Genomic DNA, 21,868 nt, shown 5'->3' with positions numbered 1-21,868 from the left:
TTGAAGAAGGGGTCCTTTTTCCTGGCTCGATTGGCATTTTATGTGAAAAATGGTGCAGGTTTACCTGTATATGGAAACTGCAAAAAAGGAGTTTATTCTTTTGAAGGAACTTAACCGTTTAGCGATAAAGCGGCTCACTCAGCTATTATATTTGTCTATTCTTCTCTCTCCGTTTCTGCCGCCGGTCGCCCTTCTCATGACGGCATTGGCGACGTTATTTACTGTCAGGGAAAAGTGGATGTTCAACCGATGGCCGGAAAAGATTTTTTTAAGCTTTATTATTTTATCTTTAGTCAGCTGGCTGGTCGATCCTTCCTGGATTTACGGGATTCCGATCGGCGTGATTCCCATGGCGATGTTCGCGCTTTATTATTTGCTCAGCATCTGGATCCGGCATAAGGTGAAATGGTCCTGGCAGGAAGTGCAGACCATGTATTTGCAGTTTTGGCTTGGCGGTTTGTTTGTGGCCCTGATTGTGTTCATCCAGCAGCTGGATTGGCCGGTGCTCAATCATTCTCCGCTCGGTCCGATTTTGCATTTTTACAATGAATTTCGCTGGCAATCGGAGTGGTCGGTCCGAAGTGTGGGAACGACGGGAAACTCCAACTTGACCGCAGCTTTATTAATTTGTTTTGCCTTGATGAGCATTTATGCCTCGTCCGTTTTACAGAAAGCCTGGCAAAAAGTCGCCGCTTTTTGCGTGTTTATCCTTTATTGTGTCGCCATTTGGTGTACGGGATCGCGCGGTGCCTGGGTCGGTCTGGTCATCGGCTTGATCGTGCAATTGTGGATGACGGGGCATCGGAAGCGAACTGTCACCATCACACTGGCCATTATTTTGCTGGCATATTGTTTTCCGGAGATCATTCCCCGCCAGGATACATTGGGGAGCACGATCCGCGTACGTTTGGAAGTATGGACGGTAGCCTTGCAGATTTTCAGGGAACACTGGCTGCTGGGGGTTTTGCCGCTCCATTTTGGCCAGATTTTTGCCAAGAAGGCAGGCTTTTATATCTATCATGCTCATAACATTTTTCTCGGGATTGCCAGTGAATACGGTATTATCGGGCTGGCTTTGTTCCTGGCGCTCATCTATATGACCATTCGCCGGGCGCGCCGCTGGAGGAAAGCTGCCAACCGGAAGGAGGAAAAGCGCCTGGCCGGGATGTTGATCTCACAGACGATTGCCCTGTTGGGTCACGGAATGTATGATTACCCCATCATCGCACCTCAGGTCGGACTTATGTTTATGTTAAGTGTGATCATGATCCATGCCCAATATGAGCGGAGATGCACGAGCAAGCCCGAGTGGAGTGAGCAACAAAAAGAAGGGCAAAAAGGATCGAAGCCGGTCATCCTCCATAAAAATTCGATTTCCGCCATTTTGTTTAATGTGAAAAACTATATTCACCAGCGAGTGGAGTTGTACCGGAAAAGGGCCTAGTCGCGCAAATGATCCTTTCCGGGATGCGAATCTATTTTTTTCGACTGGTATAAACTGGCCTTTTTCGGACAAAGCTGTTACCAACTCTAGTAATTTGGAAATAGAGGTGGTAACTTGCATCGCATGCTATGGAAACGATGTTGGATCGGCGTCTTCCTGTTCTGTATGCTCCTTTCCTGCTGTTCCGGCACGGCTTTGGCCGCAGACGGGCAGGCAGATATGATTTATGTTACTGTCAAAAAAGGGGATACCGTTTACGAACTGGCACGCAAGTACGGCACCACGGTTGAAAAAATAAGCGATATAAATCATCTTACCAACCCATCTTTGATTCGGGTTGGACAGATTTTGAAGATTTTACAAAAATCGATTCCGGCGATGGAAGCGGAGGAGAGCAGTCCGGCCGGTGTTCTGGTTTCGGCCTTTCCTGATCTGCCCCGCGGCCAGGCTCTCGGTGAATTTACCTTAACCGCTTATACGGCCGGCCCGGAATCGACGGGCAAAAAGCCGGGAGATCCCGGTTTTGGAATCACTTCGAGCGGCGAGCGGGCCGAGGAAGGTGTGACGATTGCGGTTGATCCCCGTTTCATCCCGATCGGTTCGCGGGTCTACATCGAGGGGATCGGTTACCGGGTTGCCCAGGATACCGGATCAGCGATCAAAGGGAAGCGGATCGATGTTTTTATGAATGATGTGCACGTGGCAAGGCAATTCGGGGTCAAAAAACATGTCAAAGTAGAGATCATTCAATAGGAGCCAAAAAGGATTGGCTCTGACCCTGATAAAATCCAATAGGAGGGGAGGGGTGTTTTTCTGCAGCGACCTTTGTGACGAAAGGAACCGGGAGTCAAGAAAAACATCAAGACCCGACGGACTCCTGTTTCGGGTCTCGCACGCTGGGAGCCAAAAAAGTTGGCTCTCTTTTTTCTGTAAACTTTTGTTGCAGGCCGGGGTGCGAAAGCATCTTTTTTCTTCCTGTGCAGCGAACGGCTGAAAGGGCCAGCTCATTCCCCGCTGATTTTGATGAGACTTTCTCCCCGGATTTTGCGCCGGCTGGTCAAGATCGTTTTTCAATAAGGAGAGAAACTGGAGGGAAAGAGGATGAGAATACATCTCCCATTGCGTTATCCTTATTCATTTGCCCATACGACAAAGCGGCTGAAATCTTTTGAGAAGAGCATCTATGTTTATCGTGAAGGCGCTTTTTGGCGAACGATCCGAGGCAGGAAAGGCCCCTTGCTGCTTTCTGTGGCTGAAGATTCGGAACGCCCCGGACTGATTGCCGAGATTTTTGGAGAAGCCGATCCGGAAGAGGAAGAGGAGTTGAAAGGACGAATTGCCCATATGTTTGGTACTGATGTCGATTTAACTCCATTTTATGAGCAGATGAGGCAAGATCCTGTTTTGTGGCCGGTGATTGAGCAAAGAATCGGAATGCATCTGGTTTTGGATGCCAGTTTGTACGAGTGTCTGGTTAAAACGATCATCAGTCAGCAACTGAATCTTTCCTTTGCCGGCACTTTAATTGAGCGATTCATTCAGCTGGCCGGAGATACGGGCCAATTTGCCGGAGAAACATGGAAGGTATTTCCGGCTGCGGAACAGGTGGCGTGCCTCCGTTATGAAGATCTCCGGCATCTCCAGTTCAACCAGCGGAAAGCGGAGTATATCATCGATCTCTCCCGTCTCATCGCCGAAGGGAAGCTGGATCTTGAGACATTGACCGGACTTCCCGACGATGAAGTGATGAAAAAACTGACCGCACTCAGGGGAATCGGGCGCTGGACCGCAGAATGCCTGCTGATGTTTGGTTTGCGCCGTCCCGATTTGCTTCCGGCAGCGGATATCGGCTTGCGCAATGCAGTCGGCCGACTTTACGGATTGCCGGCCAGACCCGATGAGAGTGAAGTGAGAAGAATCGGGGAAAAATGGGCCCCTTATCGCAGCTATGCGACTTTTTATCTCTGGGACACCCTTGGATGAGCAAAAAAGAGCATATATTTGTGTCTTTTCACCGACCCGCAATTCGTATTCTGAGACGGCTTGGGGGGGACAGAAGAAACCCGAAATCGCATGATCTGCGCCAAATGTGGTATGATCATAGGCAGAGCAGCAATTTTTTGCAAACGAAGGAGAGAACGCGCAGTGGCACGGAAAAAAGCGAAGGCAAAAAGAGTAGCCAGCGTCGATGCACAAGGCATTCTCGTTCGCGATCTGAAAGGAACGTTGTTGTGGATTATTGTTGCCGCAGCAGTGACCGCCGTACTGGCAACCGCATGGCAAACGATGATGTAATAAAAAACTGGGCAGCACTGCCCGGCGTGGAGACTGTGGCATGTCCCGCGGACTCCAGACAGACCATTGGAAACGCAGGGGGAACTGCGACCTGACAGCGATGCATCTTCACAGAAAAAAGCAGGAGGGGATCACCCTGCCTGCTTTTTTATCTTTGTGAGCGAGAGAACCAACCCCGGCTTCAGCGATGGGGGTAAGAGTGAGCGTCAGGCGGGGGAGAGGATGTTTTCCCACTCCCGCAAGCCCGAACCCGGGTTGAAAAACTTTGCCGGGATTGTTTGGGAGACTTGCGTTCAAGAACATGGTGAAGGACCATAACCCGGCAGAATCGATCACGTCATCGTCCCTGCGGACGACCCGGAAATCCCCTGCCTTTGCTCATGGCAGTGGGCAACTATTGCTGCTTTACCATGTCTTTGACCAGATCGGGGAAGTTTTCCGCATGATAGACAATACTGCGCGGATAAGCGATCTGAACGCCGTTTTTATGCAGAAGCAAAACAGCCTCCTTGCGCATTTCCCGCTCCAGTCCCCAATATTCCTCCGGATCGCACAAGGCGGTGATGGTAAATTCCGCACCATTTTGATCAATCCGGGTAATGCCCATAATTTTTGGTTCTTCGATTAAATAAGGGGCATATTTTTTTCCAATGCTTTTACATACTTCTTCCAGCGCATGGTTCACCATCGTGAGATCGGATTCGTATGGAACGGTGACCCTTACGATCGCCCGCATCTTTTCGCGATTGTAGTTGGTTACCTGTTTGATATTGCCATTGGCGATATAATGAAGGCGCTGATTGAACTCGCGGATTTTCGTGATTCGCAGTCCGACTTCTTCCACGGTTCCTTCAATTTGCCCGTTGATCTGCACGATGTCGCCGACTTCCAATTGGCTCTCGAAAATCAAAAAAAAGCCGGTGATGATGTCCCGAACGAGATTTTGCGCCCCAAATCCGATGGCCAGGCCCAAAATACCGGCACCGGCTAGCACAGGAAGGGGATCAAAACCCAGATTGACCATGATGGTCAGTACGGCAATGAAATAGATCGTATAGTGGGCAATCGACTTGATCAGTTTGCGCAGAGTATGTGCTTTTTTGGTTCCGATCCGGCTGAATTCAAAAATTTTATCGATAACCCGGTCAAAAAAACGAACCCCGGTGATCGCGATCAGCACGATTAAGGCGATTTGTGCTACCGGGAGGATGATGTAAGAGAAAGGGTCTTCAATGATTCTGGTTATGAGGGTTTTTGTTTCGGTTGCTACTTGTCCGACTTGCTCCCATTTCGTATTCAGCGCATCCGGTTGCGACAAATTCACCGTTCAATCACCTCCACCATGACGAAGCGTTGAAACTTTTCAGGACAAATGCTTTACTTTTTTCTCCAATTGCTCCTCGTTCATCCACCCCACAAAAGAGTAAAAAATATTGTAGTGTTGGTCAAGTAAGGCGACCGCCACAAAGGGAAAATGTTTTTTGTAGTGATAGCGAACGTCCAGCCATCTCACTTCATAGCCGTAAGGGCGCTTCATCACCTGGGGATATCCGTAAGAAGTGAAGGACAGAAACGCCTCAATGGAGTCCGCCTTTTTCGATTGCAGGGCGGCCGGGTGGTTCAGGTCTTCCGTTTTCATTTCTCCTGTCCAGGCAAGGCAGCCATTGCGGATTTCTCCCACCTTGACCTTTTCCTTGGTTTCAACGATCACATTCCACACGTTCCAGCGGACGGTGGGGGTAACGGTATACCGCCCGGGCAGGCTCACTTCCCGTTTGACCCTTTCCGTCAGTCGGAAATGAACAATGCTGCGCCAAGCGATGTAGGCGATGAGGATAAGATAAAGCATTGTATAAATGGGCACCGGCCGGTCAGGCATGATCCGCCAGAGACCGAAACTGATCAGATGGAGGGTGAAAATAAAAGGATCAAAAATGTTCAAGGTATTCCACGACAGCCACTTATGAGAGAACGGTCTCAGCGCCTGCGTTCCATATGTATTAAAGATATCAATAAAAATATGGATAAAAACGGCCAAAAAGGACCACAGCAGACAATGTGCAATGGCTCCGGGGAATAAAAGCGAAATGCCGGCTGTCAGAAGGAGCGGCCATATGATCAACATGGGAAGGGAATGGCTGAAACCACGGTGTTTCCGTATATAGAGCGCGTTTCCCCGAAAGCGGTAAAGCGTATCGATATCGGGGATTTCCGAACCGATTACTGTACTTAACAGCACGGCTTGCGCCGTTTCCGTGTCTGATGCGACGGCCGGGTCAAGATGCGCCAAGCCAAAAAGTCCGATTCCCATAACCAAATGAGTGGCCGTATCCATATGCCATCCCCCTTTTCACCATTTTACCTTAAAAAATCTAACAAAATTATATTACAAAAGCGGTTCCCTTTACCGTGAAAAAACAGATCAAGAAGTGAACATTCCATGGTAACCGTCTTCCTTATGTTCACTCTTACAGGAACTGCATTAGTAAGTTTACCGGATTTCGCTATTTGAGGCGGAATGTTAAAAATCGTACACTTTCATGAACATGAAGGTTGTGTATGATGGTTATAAGGATCTGTATACTGTTGCGCACTTCCTCTCATCACGGTTTTGAAAGAAGGAGGCTTCATCATTGTCAAAAGCGAAAGTGGAAGAAGAAATGGATTGCCTGCTCAGCGAGGAAGTGGTGGCGGAAATTCGACGGTCGCTTCTTGACTGGTATCGGCGCAACCGGCGTGATCTGCCGTGGAGAAGAGAGAAAAACCCTTACAAGACTTGGGTTTCGGAAATCATGCTGCAACAGACGCGCGTAGATACCGTCGTTCCTTATTTTGAGCGGTTTATGGAGCAATTTCCCACCCTTGAGGCGTTGGCCGAGGCACCGGAAGAACAGGTGCTGAAAGCGTGGGAAGGGCTCGGTTATTACTCCCGGGCCAGAAATTTGCATGCTGCCGTTAAGGAAGTTGTCGCAAATTACGGGGGAAAGGTTCCGGATGATCTTGAGCGCATCTCCAAACTGAAAGGAATCGGTCCCTATACAGCCGGAGCGATTTTAAGCATCGCATACGACAAGAAAGCCCCGGCGGTCGATGGAAACGTAATGCGGGTTTTTTCACGCCTTTTTGCGCTTACGGACGATATTGCAAAGGTGTCCACACGGAAAAAGATGGAACGATTGGCGGAAACATTGATTCCGGATGAGGCTCCGGGGGATTTCAACCAGGCTCTGATGGAATTGGGAGCATTAATCTGTTCTCCGACTTCGCCACAATGTTTATTCTGCCCTGTTCTCTCGGTATGTGATGCATACCGTCTCGGAATGGAAGAAGAATTGCCGCGGAAAAAGAAGGCCAAACCGCCGACAGAGGAAGAGGTGGCCATTCTCTTGATCACCTGCGGGATGCACTTTCTTGTCGAAAAAAGGCCGGATCAGGGGCTGTTGGCCGGTCTTTGGGGATTGCCAACCATCGGATGGTCAGATCAAAAAGAAATGGAGTCCATTTTGGAATTTTGTGACCAAAAACAAATCCCTGCGACGAAATTTATGATAAAGGGGCAATTTGAATACATCTTCAGCCATCGCCACTGGAAAGTCACCGTGATGACAGTGGAGACGCCCGATACCGGTTGGGAGGTTCCGGAGAACTGGAAATGGGTGACAAAGGAAACGATTGGGGAAATAACGTTAGCCAATGTTTACCATAAAGCCTTGCAATTATGACGCAGATCAGGCAAGAGCTTGAGACGCAAAAAACTTCATCCAACGAAGGAGATCAGGAATGTGGTTGGTTCACATGAACATGCAGACAACATGCCTGAAGACGAATAAATGGTTTTCTGTTTGAATCGAAACATTTTCTTTATGCTGTTGGTCTAAATACGTGAGGAAACGAATCAGTCCGGAGCCCCGGGCCGTTTAGGTTGCCAGAATCCGTTTAATTTTTGTTTGGTCCTTTGATTCAGTTGATTTCCTTAAAAAGAGAATACTTGCAGAGGAGAGAGAGCGGGTGGAAGACAAAAAAAAGCGCGAACCCGAACAGCCTTTGTCCGAGGAAAGGGACGAACGGAAAGAAATAAAGGGGGCGGGGGAGTCACCAGCTTCACCGGAACCGGGCACGGAAGTGAGGCATGAAGAAGAGCGGAGTGAAAAGACATCAACAGAACCGGAACAGGCGCATCCTGATAAACCGGCGGATTTTCCGCTTTCGTCCCGATGGGATTTCGGTTCAAGCGAAAAAGACGGCCCCCTGTCGAAGAATGAAAACGCCAACAGCAGCGATGTCGACGTACCCGCCAGCGCGGATCATCATCCTGAGCCGGTGCAGGTGGAAGTGCAGAAACCGGCAAATCCCCGGCCAGAGTCCGCCAAGGAGGATACGGGAATCTTTTCCGCAATCAAAAGAGAGGTTCACAGCACTCCGAAACCAAAGAAAATCCTCATTGCCACTCTGGTCGCCTCGATGACCGTGGCCGGTTTGTTCGGTTTTGGCGCATATGCGTTTGATTCCAGCAAAGTCAAGGCGGACGTCCCGGCTGCTGTGAAAGAACAGCCGAAACCGGCTAAGTTGCAATTATATTTGGATGATAAAAAATTTGAGCTAGATCTGCTCAGTATCGGTTATGACGGGAAAGATTTATCGACGATCAATCAGGAAAAGCTGGCAAAATGGCTGGACAGTGTCAGGGATCAAGTGAAAATCGAACCGAAAAACGCCAGATTTAAGCACAATAAATGGGGAAATTCGATCATTCGCGGGGAAGAAGGCCGAGTGATGGATGTGAAGACCGTGAAAACGTGGTTGAAAGACCTTCGCCCCTATATCAACAAGCCGACGCAAATTCCCACCATTTCGGTTGCGCCGAAAGTTTCCTCGGCAGACCTGCGTGAAGTGAACAAAAAGATGATCGGCAGTTACACCACCAAGTTTGATCCGGGGAACGTAAACCGTACCACCAACATCAAACTGGCTTCGGCCCAAATCAATAATCTTGTACTTTTGCCAGGAGAGCGTTTTTCCTTCAATAAAGTCGTCGGAGAGCGGACGGCTGCCCGGGGGTATAAACCGGCGCACGTGATCGTCAAAGGGGAGTTTACGGAAGGGATTGGCGGCGGCATCTGCCAGGTTTCCTCCACGCTCTACAACAGTGTCGATGAAGCGGGACTAAAGGTCACGGCGATTCAACACCACAGCGCCGAGGTGACTTATGTGCCGAAAGGACGGGATGCCACCGTCTCCTGGGGAGGACCTGATTTCCGCTTTAAAAACAATTTGAACAAACCGGTTCTGCTGAAAATTAAAATTTCCGGTTCCCATCTTACGGTCAATGTATATACCAGCCCGGGAGCCAAGGTTCAGTCGCGCAAAGTTGAGAAAGCACCTGAATCGTTCAGCACGATCACGGTTGATCCGACAAAACCAAATGCGCAATTGCCCAAAACGACAACCAGTCAGTAAAAGCAAATCCCCCTTGGTTGTCCCGGTGTTCAATGAAACACCCGGATCACCGGAGGGGGATTTTTTGCGCAGGCGATGACCGGAGAACCGCGTTCCTCATGCATTCAGCTTGCCATCCCTTTAAAAATGGTCATAAATATTCGGCGTTTGGCTGTTCCATGTCTGATTGCCCCTGTTTTCGATCTCTTTTATGACCTGACGGTGCAAGCTGGCGCCTTGCTGGTTTAAGTAAGGAGACATTTGCGCCATAATAAAGTGGTGGTACGAAAGTTCATCCAGATTCCAGTCTGTTAAGGGTGTCATGCTCAATTCTTCAAGGTTTCGGCCAGTATACACAATCCATCACCTCAAAAAAAGTATTGGATAAAAAGAAAAAGATCATGCATTTTTGCAAAAGAAGGACGTTGTTGCAATGAAATGGATCATACGTGAAATTCCTTTCAAGGTTCGCCCGGAACACGTCTTTGCCCATCTCTACCGGGATGAACCCTATGCATTTTGGCTCGACGGAAATCGTCTGGCACCGGGACTGAGCCGGTACTCCTTTATGGGGGCCAATCCCTCTTTTTTGGTTCGGGTGCAGTCAGGGAAAATCGAATGGATTCACCAAAACACCGTGCAAGCTGACACAGGGGACCCTTTTCAAGCGATTCAAAAGTTGCTGGATGAGCATCAAACGCCCGCAGGAACCGGCAAGCCTTTTCCGTTCATCGGGGGGTTGGTCGGCTATTTTGGTTATGAAATGAACCGGTTTATTGAGAAACTTCCCGATCTCCCGGAGGATCCCACCCAGGCTCCGGTGTCATGGTGGATGTTTGCCGACCAGGTTCTCATTTACGATCAGCTGGAAGGAAAATCATATTTGAGCAAACGGGTCAACGACAGTGACGGGGAAAAAGATCTGGAGCAGTGGCTGTCCGCCGTAAAACGGGCATCTGATACACCGCTTCCCGAACCCGACATTTCTCCTGCGGAGGGGAGTACGCCGTTTGCCCAAGTGGAATCGTATGATTCCTACTGCCGCAAAATCAGGAGAATCCTCGGGGAAATCGCTGCGGGCAATATCTATCAGGCGTGTTTCACCCACCAGCTTTCCGCTGATTTTTCCGGTCATCCCTTTGATCTGTACCGGATATTGCGCCGGATCAATCCCGCTCCTTTTTCCGCCTATCTGCGGTTTGGTGATCTCTTTGTCCTCTCTACTTCCCCTGAACGGTTTTTGAAGCTGGAAGGGCGGAGGCTGGAGAGCAGACCGATCAAGGGAACGAGGCCGCGGGGAAGGAGTGCGGAAGAAGATGATGCGCTCGTCTTGGACTTGAAATCAAATGAGAAGGACCGTGCGGAAAATGTCATGATTGTTGATTTGGTGCGCAATGATCTGGGAAAGGTATGCGAAACTGGCAGTGTCCGCGTATCGGAACTGTTGAAAGTGGAATCTTATGCTACCGTCCATCAGTTGGTGACGGTCGTTGAGGGGAGGCTGAAGCCGGACGTTCCGGCACTTGAGGCAATTCGGGCAGCTTTTCCCGGAGGTTCCATGACCGGAGCCCCGAAAATTCGGGCGATGGAGATTTTGCATGATTTGGAGCCGGTGGCCCGCGGCATCTATTCCGGCGGTTTGGGTTATTTGGATGTTCGCGGCGGCTTTGATCTCAGCATGGTCATCCGCACGATCATTGTCCGGGAGGGAAAGGCCTTTTTTCATGTCGGCGGGGGCATAGTGGCCGATTCTGATGAACAGCTGGAATATCAGGAATCGATGGACAAGGCATTGGCGCTGAAGAAGGCGATCCTTCTGGCCGGAGATCGCTGTCCGAGCCCCATCGTGTAAAAGGCGGTTTCCTGCCCCGTTTTCCCTGAGTCCGATTGTTCGTCCTTCCGTGTGGCAGATTTTGTTGGATTCAGGGTTCTCCGGTTCTCTTCACGTTCCGTTTTTGTTCATGCGGGCGGTCATAAATGGGTTAAATTGGTGTGGTTTAGGATAAAATGGGAATAGGGAGAAAATTTTATCTGTAATCTTTAATCTTTGCATCGTTTTGCCAGTGGAATGTCGGGCAGGATCGAAACGGAAGGAGACCGACAGATGAAAACAGCGCCGCCACACGGTGTCAGAAAGCCATGGTTTTCTTGGGTGTTCAAAGGTTCAGCTTGCCTGCATTTCGTGTCCGTTCTGCTGATTTTATTTGTTTTACTGCAGATGGCGAAACAGCCTTGGTTGTCGAGATCCGTTTATTTTCTGGAACATGAAAAATGGGTCATGCTCGCCTGGGTGAGTTCGTTTCTGGCCGTGCTCTCATTTTTGGCCATCTATACGATTTTGTTATTTGCCTTAAATGACCGGTTTCGCATCATTTTGCAATGGGCCTGGTTGATTCAACTGATCGGAGGGGCGGTCTTTCTGCTTTACCATCTGGTGCAGATGCTTCTGTTTCCTCTCATGGTTCATCTTTTTTTGCAGATGCCGACGCTGAATCTGATCCGGCATCTGGAGGAATGGGACTCGTTATTGATCCGGATGGTCGGTGTATTTGGACCCACGTGCTGGGCGATCGGGGGGTTAATTTACACCGCGGTGATGTTCCGCACCAGGGAATTTTCTCCGTTCCTCAGCTGGTGGTCGCTGCTGGTTTGGACGGTGGTGCTGGCCGGAGTTGTCAGTTTTCGATGGATGGGTTTTCATGTTTCCTTTTTACAAGGATTTGCCATTTTTATCTTTATTCCCTGGTTGTGGAATATGGGTGAGCAGGTAAAATCGGGATTTTCTAATTAAGCAGGATGGTTTTCGCAGATTGAAATAAAAATGAAACTTGAGGTAAAATAGAAAAGCCAAGGTATGTGATACTTCCCCAATGGAGGAGAATCAGGTTATGCGCCTACGCTCTTTTCAACTGGCAGATGTACATGACGTTTTAAGAATCTGGCAGATGACAGCTTCCCATCAGAAGGAAAGGGAAACGCTTCGGGTTTTGTATGAACAGTTAGCTTACGACCGGGATCTGGTTATTGTGGCCGAAGCACCGGATCAACGGGTGATCGGAGCCATTGTGGGAACAATTGACAAACACACGGGATTCTTCTATTGTCTCGCTGTTGACCCGAACTTCCAGAAACAAAGGGTCGGTACTGCATTAGTGCGTGAATTGGAGTATCGTTTTTTGCAAAAAGGGGTAAAAAGGATTTGGATCACGGTAGACAAGGGTACGGAAAAATTGCTCCCCTTTTACCAATATCTCGGTTACAGCAATACTTGTTCCACCCGTTTGGAAAAAGAGCTGTTTGTCAGTCAGCGATGTACTGGTTGATCGTTGTTTTTGTTTTTTGCCTATGGTTTTGTCTGTTTTTAATCTGCCTGAAGTACGGCAGATTTTTTTTGTGTCCAAATCCTTTCAGGAGGGGAGAGGAAGATAAATGTCTTCCCACATAAAAGGGTATCTGTTTTATGTTAAGAATACTACACTTTGAATACGCTTTCAAATTAAAATTATTTGAACGGCTTATTTTTTTGTTGGATTGACTGGTAAGCATAAGGCGGAAAAGCCGGAACAGATTTAGATGGCGAACGGTTCGTGTTAAAAAATAAATCATTATTTTAGATGATGGTTTAAAGGAATCTGCCGAAGTTTTTGTGAATGGCTGCTATATTGGGGAGAATGCGGATGGTTGCGTGCCGGAAGCAAAGGAAAGGATGAAAAATAAGGAATTCCCTTAGAAATCAATCATAAAGCAATTCCGGCCGATTTGATTATTCCCTGTTGACATCAGGGGTTTTTTTTCACATAATTACTACTAACAATTGAGAGCGAAACGTGATGACAAGGACCAGTAGAGCATTCCCCAACTGTACAGAGAGCGAAACCCGCAGGTTGAGAGGTTTTGCCAGTTGGCTGCTCGAACCCATCCTTTGATGCGGCTGATGATAAATCAGATCGGGGCCAACCCGTTATCCTGAGCGATGTTAAATCGCGCTGAGCTGGGCGCTTTCATGGCGTCAACAAAGGTGGTACCGCGGGAGTTAACCTCTTTCGTCCTTTGGGATGAAGGAGGTTTTTGTTTTTTAGTCATCAAAAGGAGGTACAAAAGGAGGTAAGCCGGAAACAGATCTCGATTATCAACCGCGAGGATCAGGAACGGTTGAAAGAACTGACCGAAAGATACCGGTTGGACGAAACGAAGCAACGTATCGAAACAGTAGCGAAATCGGACATTGTGATTTTGGCAGTCAAACCGAAAGATGTGCCGGAAGTGTTGCAGACCTGGGGCCATCTCTTTTCGGAAGATCAGATGCTGTTGTCGGTGGCGGCAGGCATTTCAACCTCTCTGCTTGAGCAGCACGTCGCCGGAAAGATGGCGGTGATTCGTGTCATGCCAAATACCTCTTGTGCCGTCGGTCAGTCGGCGACGGCGATTTGTCCGGGGAGCCACGTCAGCCCGGAGCAACTGGAAACAGCTCGACTGATTTTTCGCAGTATCGGATCGGTTATCGTCGTTGATGAGTCTTTGATGGATGCAGTCACCGGATTGTCCGGCAGCGGGCCCGCCTATGTTTATTATCTGGCAGAGTCCCTGGAGGCGGCGGGGATTTCGGCCGGGCTTTCCCCGGAAACGTCACGTGCATTGACCGTGCAAACCTTGCTCGGAGCGTCGCAAATGCTCCTCAAGACCGGCAAGGCGGCGGAAGAATTGCGACGTGAAGTCACCTCACCGGGAGGGACCACGATGGCCGGGCTCGAAGTTTTGGATCAATACCAGCTGGATGAAGCGATAAAAAAAGCTGTGCTCAGGGCCAAAGCCCGTTCGGTTGAAATGGGACAGCAAATTGCGATCACTTTCTGATACCGGGGGCATGGAGAAGACGACTCCATGCCTTTTCCCGCTTACGAAGAAATTTAAACATTTAAATCAACGAAAGTGGGGAAAGGCAGACATCAGGATCGGGCGAGTCTATAATGAAAACGTGTTAATTTCAAATAATAACCAAGTGAATTTTAAGATAATCAGATTGGCTGCCGTTTGTCAATCCTTTTTCCGCGAAGAGGCGCCGGAGTGCTTGCGGGCGCGCACATGTCGGCCACGAGGGACTCAGCCCGTCCCGACCCACCTGTTTTTATTCACTTTGATCCCGGGATTGCGCTTGTCGCGGCCGGAATGCTTTTTGTCTGATCCCGGCCAAGAGCAACGCCTCAGGCTTTAAATGATAAATTCTGAGTTTTAGGTGTTTTATTTTTTTCTCTTTTTGGAAATAAAGAAACTAGAGCGCTTGAGGTGAGGAAAATGATACCAAAAAAGGGTGATACGATTCGCATTGAAAGCTTAAAATACGGGAATTTGATGCACAGGGCTTGGAAAAAATCGGTGATTTTGCTACCGGGAGAACCGCTGGTACTTGCCAACTACAATGCAAAAGTGGTAGAAAAAAATGGTGTTGAATGGGATTTTCCGGGTTTGGCAATTTGTCTTTTTTCCAAGCGCGATTGGTTCCATACGGTTATCTTGTATGACGACCAGTTCCGGCTCAAGGAGTATTACTGCAACATTGCATCACCCTACTGGTGGGACGAAGCGGGAAAAACGCTCTGCTATATCGACTACGATTGGGATTTGATCGTCAAGCCTGATTGGCATTACCAATGGGTGGATGGGGACGAGTTTGAAGCGAATCGCTTGCACTACGGATATCCCCAAACGGTTGTGGACAGTGTGAACAGAGCCAAACAGGAACTGGAAGGACGGGTATTGCGGCAGGAGGAACCATTTTCTCCCGAATTCGCTCCATTTTGGTATCATCAGTACCTAATGCTGAAGACTGAAGCGGGATGATGGAGTGAATGTGCATGTTTCGGGTAAAGGGACTGAATAGATGGACGATGTTGGTCATCTATGCAGCCGTGTTTGCCTGGGCAGTCAATCAGTACGGGATAGCGTTATCAGTTGTAAACGGCACTTCGATGCAACCGACTCTGCAGGATGGTGACCGGCTTCTTGTCAATCGTTTTGCGTTTGTACTGGATCAGCCGAAGGTGGGGGAAGTGATTACTTTTCGCGATCCGTCCGACCATCACCGGTTTCTGGTCAAACGGGTGATCGGTGTGCCGGGGGACACAATCGAGATTCGAAACGGGCAGCTTTATCGCAACGGGAAGAAGGTACATGAGGCTTATACGGATTGCCCGATCGAAGATGGCAATTTCGGCCCGATCCGGGTAAAGCGCGGGACCGTGTTTGTCATGGGTGACAACCGTCACCGCTATGCCAGCAGGGACAGTCGGTATAGCAGCGTTGGACTCGTTCCCGACGATTTACTCGATGGGAAGGTGGAGCTTATTTTATGGCGGCCTTCATTATCAGCTTCGCTTTGATGCTGAATGAAGAAAACAATTTAAAATAGGTATAAAAGTCAAAAATTGTTCACAAAAACCAAATTGCTTAATTGCTTAAATGTCGCATAATAGGTAAGTGTTTACCGCTTTCCCTCAATCCCGTAAAAATAAATCAATCGCCTGGCAAAAGGCGGGTTGATAGACGGCCCATAAACATAAAAGCCAATCAAATCTGATTCTTTGGAGGTAATGACACAATGGATCTGTTAGCAAAAACACGTCGCATTTCCAAGATTTTGCAAAAAAATGTAGGCCACCATTTGGTTGACTTCGATGAAGTTGCACAAGTTCTCTGTGACATCATCGGCGCCAATATCTATGTGGTCAGCGCAGAAGGAAAGCTGCTCGGCATGGCGATCAACCATGACTTGGCCAACGAGCGGATGGAACAATATCTCAAAAACCGCGAGTTCCCGGTTGATTATGCCAAACTTCTCATGGAAGTAGACCAAACCATGACCAACGTTGGTGTGGACAGCCCTTATACCGCTTACCCGACGGAGATGAAGGACATGTTCCGCGAAGGGTTTACCACCCTGGTGCCGATCATTGGCGGTGGGGATCATCTGGGTACGCTGGTGCTGTCCCGCCTGAACACGCGTTTTGAAGAAGAAGACCTGATCTTGGCTGAGTATGGAGCAACCGTTGTCGGGATGGAAATTTTGCGTGAACGTGCCGGTCAGGTAGAAGAAGAAGCACGCAGCCGCGCAGTCGTGCAATTGGCGATCAATTCGCTCTCCTTCAGTGAATTGGAAGCGGCAGAACACATCTTTAATGAGCTGGATGGAATGGAAGGATTGCTCGTTGCAAGTAAAATTGCCGATCGTGTCGGAATCACGCGTTCCGTTATTGTAAATGCGCTGAGAAAACTCGAAAGCGCAGGTGTCGTGGAATCCCGTTCGCTCGGAATGAAAGGGACCTACATCAAAATTCTCAATCCGAAACTGCTCCCAGCCCTTGAAAAAGCCAGACATTAAAAAACAAACAAGAAAAGGTCCGAGTCTCACAAAAGAGTCTCGGCCTTTTTTATTTTGAACGAAAATTCAGTATTGTTTATGATATAATAGTTTTGCTCCAAAAAGATGTTTCTCGTGTTTTCCTCCCCTTGCCTGTTTGGGCGAGATTGGTTACAATCTGGCATCTGAGGGCATTTGCTTCCGCAGGTGAACCAGTTTTGCACCGATGACTTACTGCTTAGACTCAAAAACCTGTGTTTTAACATTTTTAAAAAATTGCCATGAATCTTTTTGGGTCTAACTTTCGTTATAAAAAGTGTAAGGCGTTAAACAACTAAACCGAAGAAGATACAGCAGAGGATGAAACGGGGAAGAGCGGGGTTGTATGTGCCGGAGGGACAAATTCTCCTTCGGTCGTCTTGCACCATACTCCGGGCCATGGCAATGTGGATATAAAAGCAAATTGTAGGGGTTGAATAAAGATGGGGAGTATGAGACGTTATCTTCGGTTTGTTAAGCCTTATTGGAAAGAAATCTGCTTGACAATGGCGATCGGGATTTTAAAATTCGGGATTCCGCTGTTGTTGCCGCTGTTATTGAAGTATGTGGTCGATCATCTGTTGCTCAGTTCGATGGCGGCACATGAAAAATTGCAGAAACTCGCCTGGGTGATCGGCGGAGCTTTCCTGCTGTTTACGGTGGTCCGAATCCCGGTCGAGTATTACCGGCAATATTTTGCCCAATGGACAGCGAGCAAAATTTTGTTTGATATTCGCAACCGGTTGTTTGATCACATTCAAAGACTATCGTTGAAGTTTTATCAGAATCAGAAGGTCGGGCAGATTATCTCCCGCGTGATCAATGATGTCGAACAGACAAAAGAATTTGTCGTAACCGGGATGATGAATATCTGGCTGGATCTGTCGACCCTTCTCATCGCCGTATCGATGATGATTTGGATCGATCCGTTCATGACCGCTGTTTCCCTTGCGATTTTTCCGTTATATGCGGTTTCGGTCAAATATTTTTTCCAAAACATGCGTCGCTACACGAAAGAGCGCTCGCAGGCACTGGCCGAATTGCAAGGGCATTTGCACGAACGAATTCAAGGGATTTCCGTTATTCGCGCTTTTCATTTGGAAAGGGAAGAACAAGAGCAATTTGAAAAACGAAATGCTTATTACTTGGATAAAGCGTTGTTGCAAACAAGGTGGATCGCCAAAACATTTGCGGCGATCAACACGATTACTGATTTGGCCCCGATTATCGTGATCGGAACATCAGCCTATCTCGTGATTGAACATAAGTTGACCATTGGTGCGTTAACGGCCTTCTATGGCTATATGGGCCTGATTTATAATCCGATTCGCCGCCTGGTTAATTCTTCCACAACTTTGACCCAGGCCTTTGCTTCAATGGATCGGGTGTTCGAGTTCATGGATGAGACCTATGATATCTTCGATCTTCCGCAGGCTCGTGAGATCCCGGCGGTTAAGGGGAAAATTGAGTTTGAAAATGTTCGGTTTCGTTATCATGACGACCAGGACTGGATCTTGGACGGAGTGAATTTTTCCGTTGCTGCCGGACAGACGGTGGCACTGGTCGGGCCGAGTGGTGGAGGAAAATCCTCGATTATCTCCCTGATCCCCCGTTTTTACGATGTGATCGAGGGACAGGTGAAAATAGACGGAATCGATGTGAAAGATTTTACAATGCGCAGTTTGCGGAGCCATATCGGAATGGTTTTGCAGGAAAACATTTTGTTCAGCGGTTCAGTGGAGGAAAATATCCGGATGGGAAAGGTTACAGCGACCAAAGAAGAAATCATCGAAGCGGCAAAAGCAGCAAACGCCCACGAATTTATCATGGAACTTCCGGACGGGTATGAGACGGAGATCGGGGAGCGGGGTGTCAAACTGTCCGGAGGCCAGAAGCAGCGGATTGCTTTGGCCAGGGTTTTTCTCAAGGACCCGGAAATCCTGATTTTGGACGAAGCAACATCGGCACTTGATCTGCAATCCGAACATCTGGTTCAGGAATCGCTGAACCGCCTGGCGAAAAATCGAACGACAATCGTAGTCGCACACCGGCTTTCCACTATTACACATGCGGATCAAATTCTGGTTATCGAGCACGGACGAGTAGCGGAACAAGGGATACATGAAGAATTGTTGCGGAAAAACGGATTGTACGCCGATTTATTCAATGTACAGAATTTGGACGGGACCGTAAATGATCCGCAGACGGCAAATCGGGACTCTCACCACTTGATGGAGGGGAAACATGCGTAAAACCTTTGAAATCAACTACGAATGGGATATTGTACATATTCGCAGTGAAGCGCGCGAATTATCCAGGGAAGTGGGATTTGACGAACTGGATCAAGCGCGTATCGTACAATCGATCTCAGAATTGGCACGCAATGTCGTTCAATATGCGGATAAGGGAATCATTACGATCGCGACGGTGGAGGAAGAAGACCGGAAAGGAATTAAGATTCAGGTACAGGATACTGGGCCGGGCATTCCGAATTTGGAAGAATTGGCCAAGGGGAAAAATCAAAATCTGGGTGAAACCTCAGGATTGCAGCAAGTTTACATGCTGATGGATGAACTAAAGCAAATCCCCGTCGAAAACGGAACGTGTGTGGAAGCGGTAAAATGGCTTAAATCGAGCCGTATGCTTCATGAAAAATAATAAATTCACCAAAAAACCGTACGTTTCCCGCGGAAGGAAACCGTGCCGTTTTTTTGTCCCGTTCTCATTTCCAGGAAAATCCCGGCAGTTGATCAAAAATTGTTCACAGATATGTCACCTTCAAACAAATGCCATCGTTTAGACTAAAATAGAAAGGATTTAATGAAAGGAAAGCGGGCAAAAGGGATATAATATCGGTGATTCATTGTTATATCTTTGAATGAGCCATCCATGCCACCCTTGCATGAAGGTTGTTGATCATCTAAAATGGTGATGATATAAACCATGACTTTTGACATTTCTCGATTCCAATATTTGAGAAATGGAATGTAAAATCATAGGGCATTCTACCTACGATTGTTACATTTTTTGCATGTTATAATCAAATATTTCCCGCTTTCTGTATAGCCATAACCTGTTTTCCAAGTGGGGAAAACAGTTTTATTTCACTGCGTTTCTTGGCTTAGAAAGGAGGTCTGTGCGGTGGAACCATTATCTCAGCAAACCGCTGCAGATCGCATCATCAAAACGGAGCCATTTGAATCAGCATCTAAAGCTACCTGGCGTGATTATATCGAAATTACCAAACCAGGGATCAATAAAAGCAATTTGATTGCAACTTTTGCCGGATACTGGGTGGCTGCAGGAATCCACTCATTTCAATTGGTAACCCTTCTGATCACGTTGCTTGGAACGGCTTTGGTGATTGCCGGCAGCTGTACGTTGAATAACTTTATTGACCGCGATATAGACCCTTTGATGGAGCGTACCAAGACAAGGCCGGTGGCCGGGGGAAGGATCAAGCCGGCGGTGGCGCTTTGGTACGGAATCAGTCTGACGGTGCTGGGACTCCTGATCCTTGCGTTCGGAGTCAATCTGCTAGCCGCGATTCTCGGTTTTATCGGTTCATTTGTCTATGTCGTCATCTACAGCATGTGGCTGAAGAGAACCAGCACGTTGAACACGGTGGTCGGCGGTTTTTCCGGGGCAGTTCCGCCGATGATCGGTTGGGTTGCTGTTACTTCGCACATTGATTTAAATGCCTGGGCTCTGTTTTTGATTCTGTTTATGTGGCAGCCTCCTCATTTCTTCGCGTTGGCGATGCGCAAAGCGGAGGATTACCGTGCGGCTGGAATTCCCATGTTGCCGGTTGTCAAGGGAGCCGCGGAGACCAAGAAACAAACGCTGTTCTTTACGGTTATGTTGTTTTTCTCTTCTCTGTTGCTCTTCTTTACGGGAGCGTGTGGCTGGATTTATCTGGTTCTCGCTCTTATTCTGGGCGGAATCTATATTGCTTTGGCATGGAAAGGCTTCAAAACGCAGGATCACGAAAAATGGGCAAAGCAGCTGTTTTTCTACTCCCTGATCTATTTGACGGCGATCCTGTTTGCCATGGTTTTAGATGTTACGATCTATGATCTGATTCAAATGCTGTAAGAATGGATACAGTGCTTAATAAGAGCTTCATATAGATTTGGAGATGCACTGTTGTAAATCATTGATCCGGCCTTGGGCTCTTGAGGCCGGATCAAGCTAACAGAAAGTGAGGTTGGATCGTGGTGAGTCGACAACGTATGTGGCGAGTCTTGCCAGTATTCGCACTACTTGCGCTCGCTCTGTCAGGGTGCAGCAACAGCAAGGTGGAAATGAACGTTCTCGACCCGCACGGATCAGCGGGTGAGAAACAATTGGATCTCATCAATTGGAGCTTCATTCTCATGCTTGCCGTTTTTGCAGTAGTGACGACGATTTACATTTATGTGCTGATTCGCTACCGGAAACGGAAAGGCATTGACCGCATGCCGGAACAGGTTCATGGTAATACCGTACTGGAAATTGTATGGACTGTCATTCCGATTATCTTATTGGCGATTCTGGCGGTTCCGACGGTAAGCACTACCTTTGATCTTTCCGAGAAGCCGAAAACAAAGGATGCGATTCGCGTTGTGGTCACAGGTCACCAATATTGGTGGGAATTCGAGTATCCGGACCTGGGAATTAAAACGGCGCAAGAGTTACATATTCCTGTCGGCAGAAAAGTTGATCTGGAAATCCACGGGAAAGACGTCTTGCACTCTTTCTGGGTACCATCACTCCAAGGGAAAACAGACGTAGTCCCCGGCCGCGTCAACCATATGACTCTGGATGCCGACAAACCTGGTGTCTATCAGGGGAAATGCGCTGAATTGTGCGGTGCCGGCCATGCTTTGATGGATTTCAAGGTGATCGCTTCAAATGATGCCGACTTCAATAAATGGGTCGCAGAAATGAAAGCCCCTCCAGCTCCCGTGACAACGGCAAGCGAGAAAAAAGGGGAACAGCTTTTCCAGCAAAACTGCATGGGCTGCCATGCTGGAATCAATCCAAATGTCCAAGGCCCGGATTTGAACAAGTTCGGGACGCGCACAACAATTGCAGGCGTTTTGCCTCATGATGAACAGCATTTGAAACAATGGCTTCATAATCCGCAAGCAGTTAAGCCGGGAGCCTTGATGCCGAAAATCAATTACTTGCAACCGGATGAAATTCAGGCATTGACCGATTACTTGATGAGTCGAAAGTAACCGTTTTTTTTGGTCGGGAAATTTCGCAATCTCTACTCATCTCACAAAACTATTAATCTATCAAAAGTAGAAAGAAGG

At 48.1% G+C, this 21,868-nt stretch carries 20 protein-coding genes; 17 read left to right on the top strand and 3 right to left on the bottom strand.

Annotated elements, in window-relative coordinates:
* Positions 1–100 precede the first annotated feature (100 nt).
* From JG50_RS0112020 to JG50_RS20115, 4 genes are all read left to right on the top strand, one after another.
* Positions 101–1,444: an O-antigen ligase family protein gene (locus JG50_RS0112020; RefSeq protein ID WP_033101351.1), complete on the top strand. Its 1,344-nt coding sequence runs from the start codon at positions 101–103 to the stop codon at positions 1,442–1,444.
* 123 nt (positions 1,445–1,567) lie between these two features.
* Positions 1,568–2,197 (top strand): 3D domain-containing protein, encoded by a 630-nt coding sequence (locus JG50_RS0112015; RefSeq protein ID WP_052154271.1) that lies wholly within the window; start codon positions 1,568–1,570, stop codon positions 2,195–2,197.
* 348 nt (positions 2,198–2,545) lie between these two features.
* Positions 2,546–3,427 carry a DNA-3-methyladenine glycosylase family protein gene (locus tag JG50_RS0112010; RefSeq protein WP_033101350.1) on the top strand — a complete coding sequence of 294 codons (882 nt, stop codon included), beginning with the start codon at positions 2,546–2,548 and terminating at the stop codon, positions 3,425–3,427.
* 162 nt (positions 3,428–3,589) lie between these two features.
* A complete protein-coding gene (locus JG50_RS20115) occupies positions 3,590–3,739 on the top strand; it encodes a hypothetical protein (protein WP_160173864.1) in 150 nt (49 codons plus the stop codon).
* A 394-nt stretch (positions 3,740–4,133) separates the two neighbouring features.
* On the opposite strand, the gene JG50_RS0112000 is transcribed toward JG50_RS20115, so the two are convergent.
* Positions 4,134–5,063, bottom strand: a complete 930-nt coding sequence (locus JG50_RS0112000) for a mechanosensitive ion channel family protein (protein ID WP_052154270.1) — start codon at positions 5,061–5,063, stop codon at positions 4,134–4,136.
* A 39-nt stretch (positions 5,064–5,102) separates the two neighbouring features.
* A complete protein-coding gene (locus JG50_RS0111995) occupies positions 5,103–6,074 on the bottom strand; it encodes a metal-dependent hydrolase (protein WP_033101348.1) in 972 nt (323 codons plus the stop codon).
* A gap of 325 nt (positions 6,075–6,399) precedes the next feature.
* Here JG50_RS0111995 and mutY point away from each other — a divergent pair, with 325 nt between their 5' ends.
* Together mutY and JG50_RS20110 are read left to right on the top strand one after the other, a co-directional pair.
* On the top strand, positions 6,400–7,461 hold the full coding sequence (gene mutY / locus JG50_RS0111990; RefSeq protein WP_052154277.1) for an A/G-specific adenine glycosylase: 1,062 nt from the start codon (positions 6,400–6,402) through the stop codon (positions 7,459–7,461).
* Positions 7,462–7,747: 286 nt separating this feature from the next.
* On the top strand, positions 7,748–9,196 hold the full coding sequence (locus JG50_RS20110) for a VanW family protein (protein WP_052154269.1): 1,449 nt from the start codon (positions 7,748–7,750) through the stop codon (positions 9,194–9,196).
* A 120-nt stretch (positions 9,197–9,316) separates the two neighbouring features.
* Here JG50_RS20110 and JG50_RS19410 read toward each other — a convergent pair whose 3' ends face one another.
* The gene (locus JG50_RS19410; RefSeq protein ID WP_081943899.1) at positions 9,317–9,532 is read right to left on the bottom strand and encodes a hypothetical protein; all 216 of its coding nucleotides are present in this window, start codon (positions 9,530–9,532) and stop codon (positions 9,317–9,319) included.
* A gap of 76 nt (positions 9,533–9,608) precedes the next feature.
* Between JG50_RS19410 and pabB the strand changes: the two genes are divergently transcribed.
* The 11 genes from pabB (at position 9,609) to coxB (ending at position 21,790) form a co-directional block, all read left to right on the top strand.
* Entirely contained in the window at positions 9,609–11,027 is a 1,419-nt protein-coding gene (pabB, locus tag JG50_RS0111980) for an aminodeoxychorismate synthase component I (RefSeq protein WP_033101347.1), read from the top strand.
* 252 nt (positions 11,028–11,279) lie between these two features.
* Positions 11,280–11,966, top strand: coding sequence for a hypothetical protein (locus JG50_RS0111975; protein WP_033101346.1), 687 nt, complete (start codon positions 11,280–11,282; stop codon positions 11,964–11,966).
* A 97-nt stretch (positions 11,967–12,063) separates the two neighbouring features.
* On the top strand, positions 12,064–12,498 hold the full coding sequence (locus JG50_RS0111970) for a GNAT family N-acetyltransferase (RefSeq protein ID WP_033101345.1): 435 nt from the start codon (positions 12,064–12,066) through the stop codon (positions 12,496–12,498).
* A gap of 745 nt (positions 12,499–13,243) precedes the next feature.
* The gene (proC, locus tag JG50_RS0111965) at positions 13,244–14,029 is read left to right on the top strand and encodes a pyrroline-5-carboxylate reductase (protein WP_052154268.1); all 786 of its coding nucleotides are present in this window, start codon (positions 13,244–13,246) and stop codon (positions 14,027–14,029) included.
* Between the two features lie 438 nt (positions 14,030–14,467).
* Positions 14,468–15,013 carry a DUF402 domain-containing protein gene (locus JG50_RS0111960; protein ID WP_033101344.1) on the top strand — a complete coding sequence of 182 codons (546 nt, stop codon included), beginning with the start codon at positions 14,468–14,470 and terminating at the stop codon, positions 15,011–15,013.
* 14 nt (positions 15,014–15,027) lie between these two features.
* Positions 15,028–15,552 carry a signal peptidase I gene (gene lepB, locus JG50_RS0111955; RefSeq protein ID WP_052154267.1) on the top strand — a complete coding sequence of 175 codons (525 nt, stop codon included), beginning with the start codon at positions 15,028–15,030 and terminating at the stop codon, positions 15,550–15,552.
* A gap of 218 nt (positions 15,553–15,770) precedes the next feature.
* Complete coding sequence (gene codY, locus JG50_RS0111950; protein WP_033101342.1) at positions 15,771–16,550, top strand: GTP-sensing pleiotropic transcriptional regulator CodY; 780 nt, start codon at positions 15,771–15,773, stop codon at positions 16,548–16,550.
* A gap of 461 nt (positions 16,551–17,011) precedes the next feature.
* A complete protein-coding gene (locus JG50_RS0111945; RefSeq protein ID WP_052154266.1) occupies positions 17,012–18,820 on the top strand; it encodes an ABC transporter ATP-binding protein in 1,809 nt (602 codons plus the stop codon).
* On the top strand, positions 18,813–19,226 hold the full coding sequence (locus JG50_RS0111940; protein ID WP_033101341.1) for an ATP-binding protein: 414 nt from the start codon (positions 18,813–18,815) through the stop codon (positions 19,224–19,226). Before JG50_RS0111945 ends, JG50_RS0111940 begins: the two co-directional genes overlap by 8 nt.
* Before the next feature lie 483 nt (positions 19,227–19,709).
* A complete protein-coding gene (gene cyoE, locus JG50_RS0111935) occupies positions 19,710–20,663 on the top strand; it encodes a heme o synthase (RefSeq protein WP_033101340.1) in 954 nt (317 codons plus the stop codon).
* A gap of 122 nt (positions 20,664–20,785) precedes the next feature.
* Positions 20,786–21,790 carry a cytochrome c oxidase subunit II gene (gene coxB, locus JG50_RS0111930; protein ID WP_235281675.1) on the top strand — a complete coding sequence of 335 codons (1,005 nt, stop codon included), beginning with the start codon at positions 20,786–20,788 and terminating at the stop codon, positions 21,788–21,790.
* Positions 21,791–21,868: the final 78 nt, after the last annotated feature.

It is taken from the genome of Thermoactinomyces daqus, assembly GCF_000763315.1.
GTDB lineage: Bacteria > Bacillota > Bacilli > Thermoactinomycetales > Thermoactinomycetaceae > Thermoactinomyces_A > Thermoactinomyces_A daqus.
The sequence above is the reverse complement of the archived record's forward strand: the minus strand, read 5'-3'. Positions and strand labels throughout refer to the sequence as shown.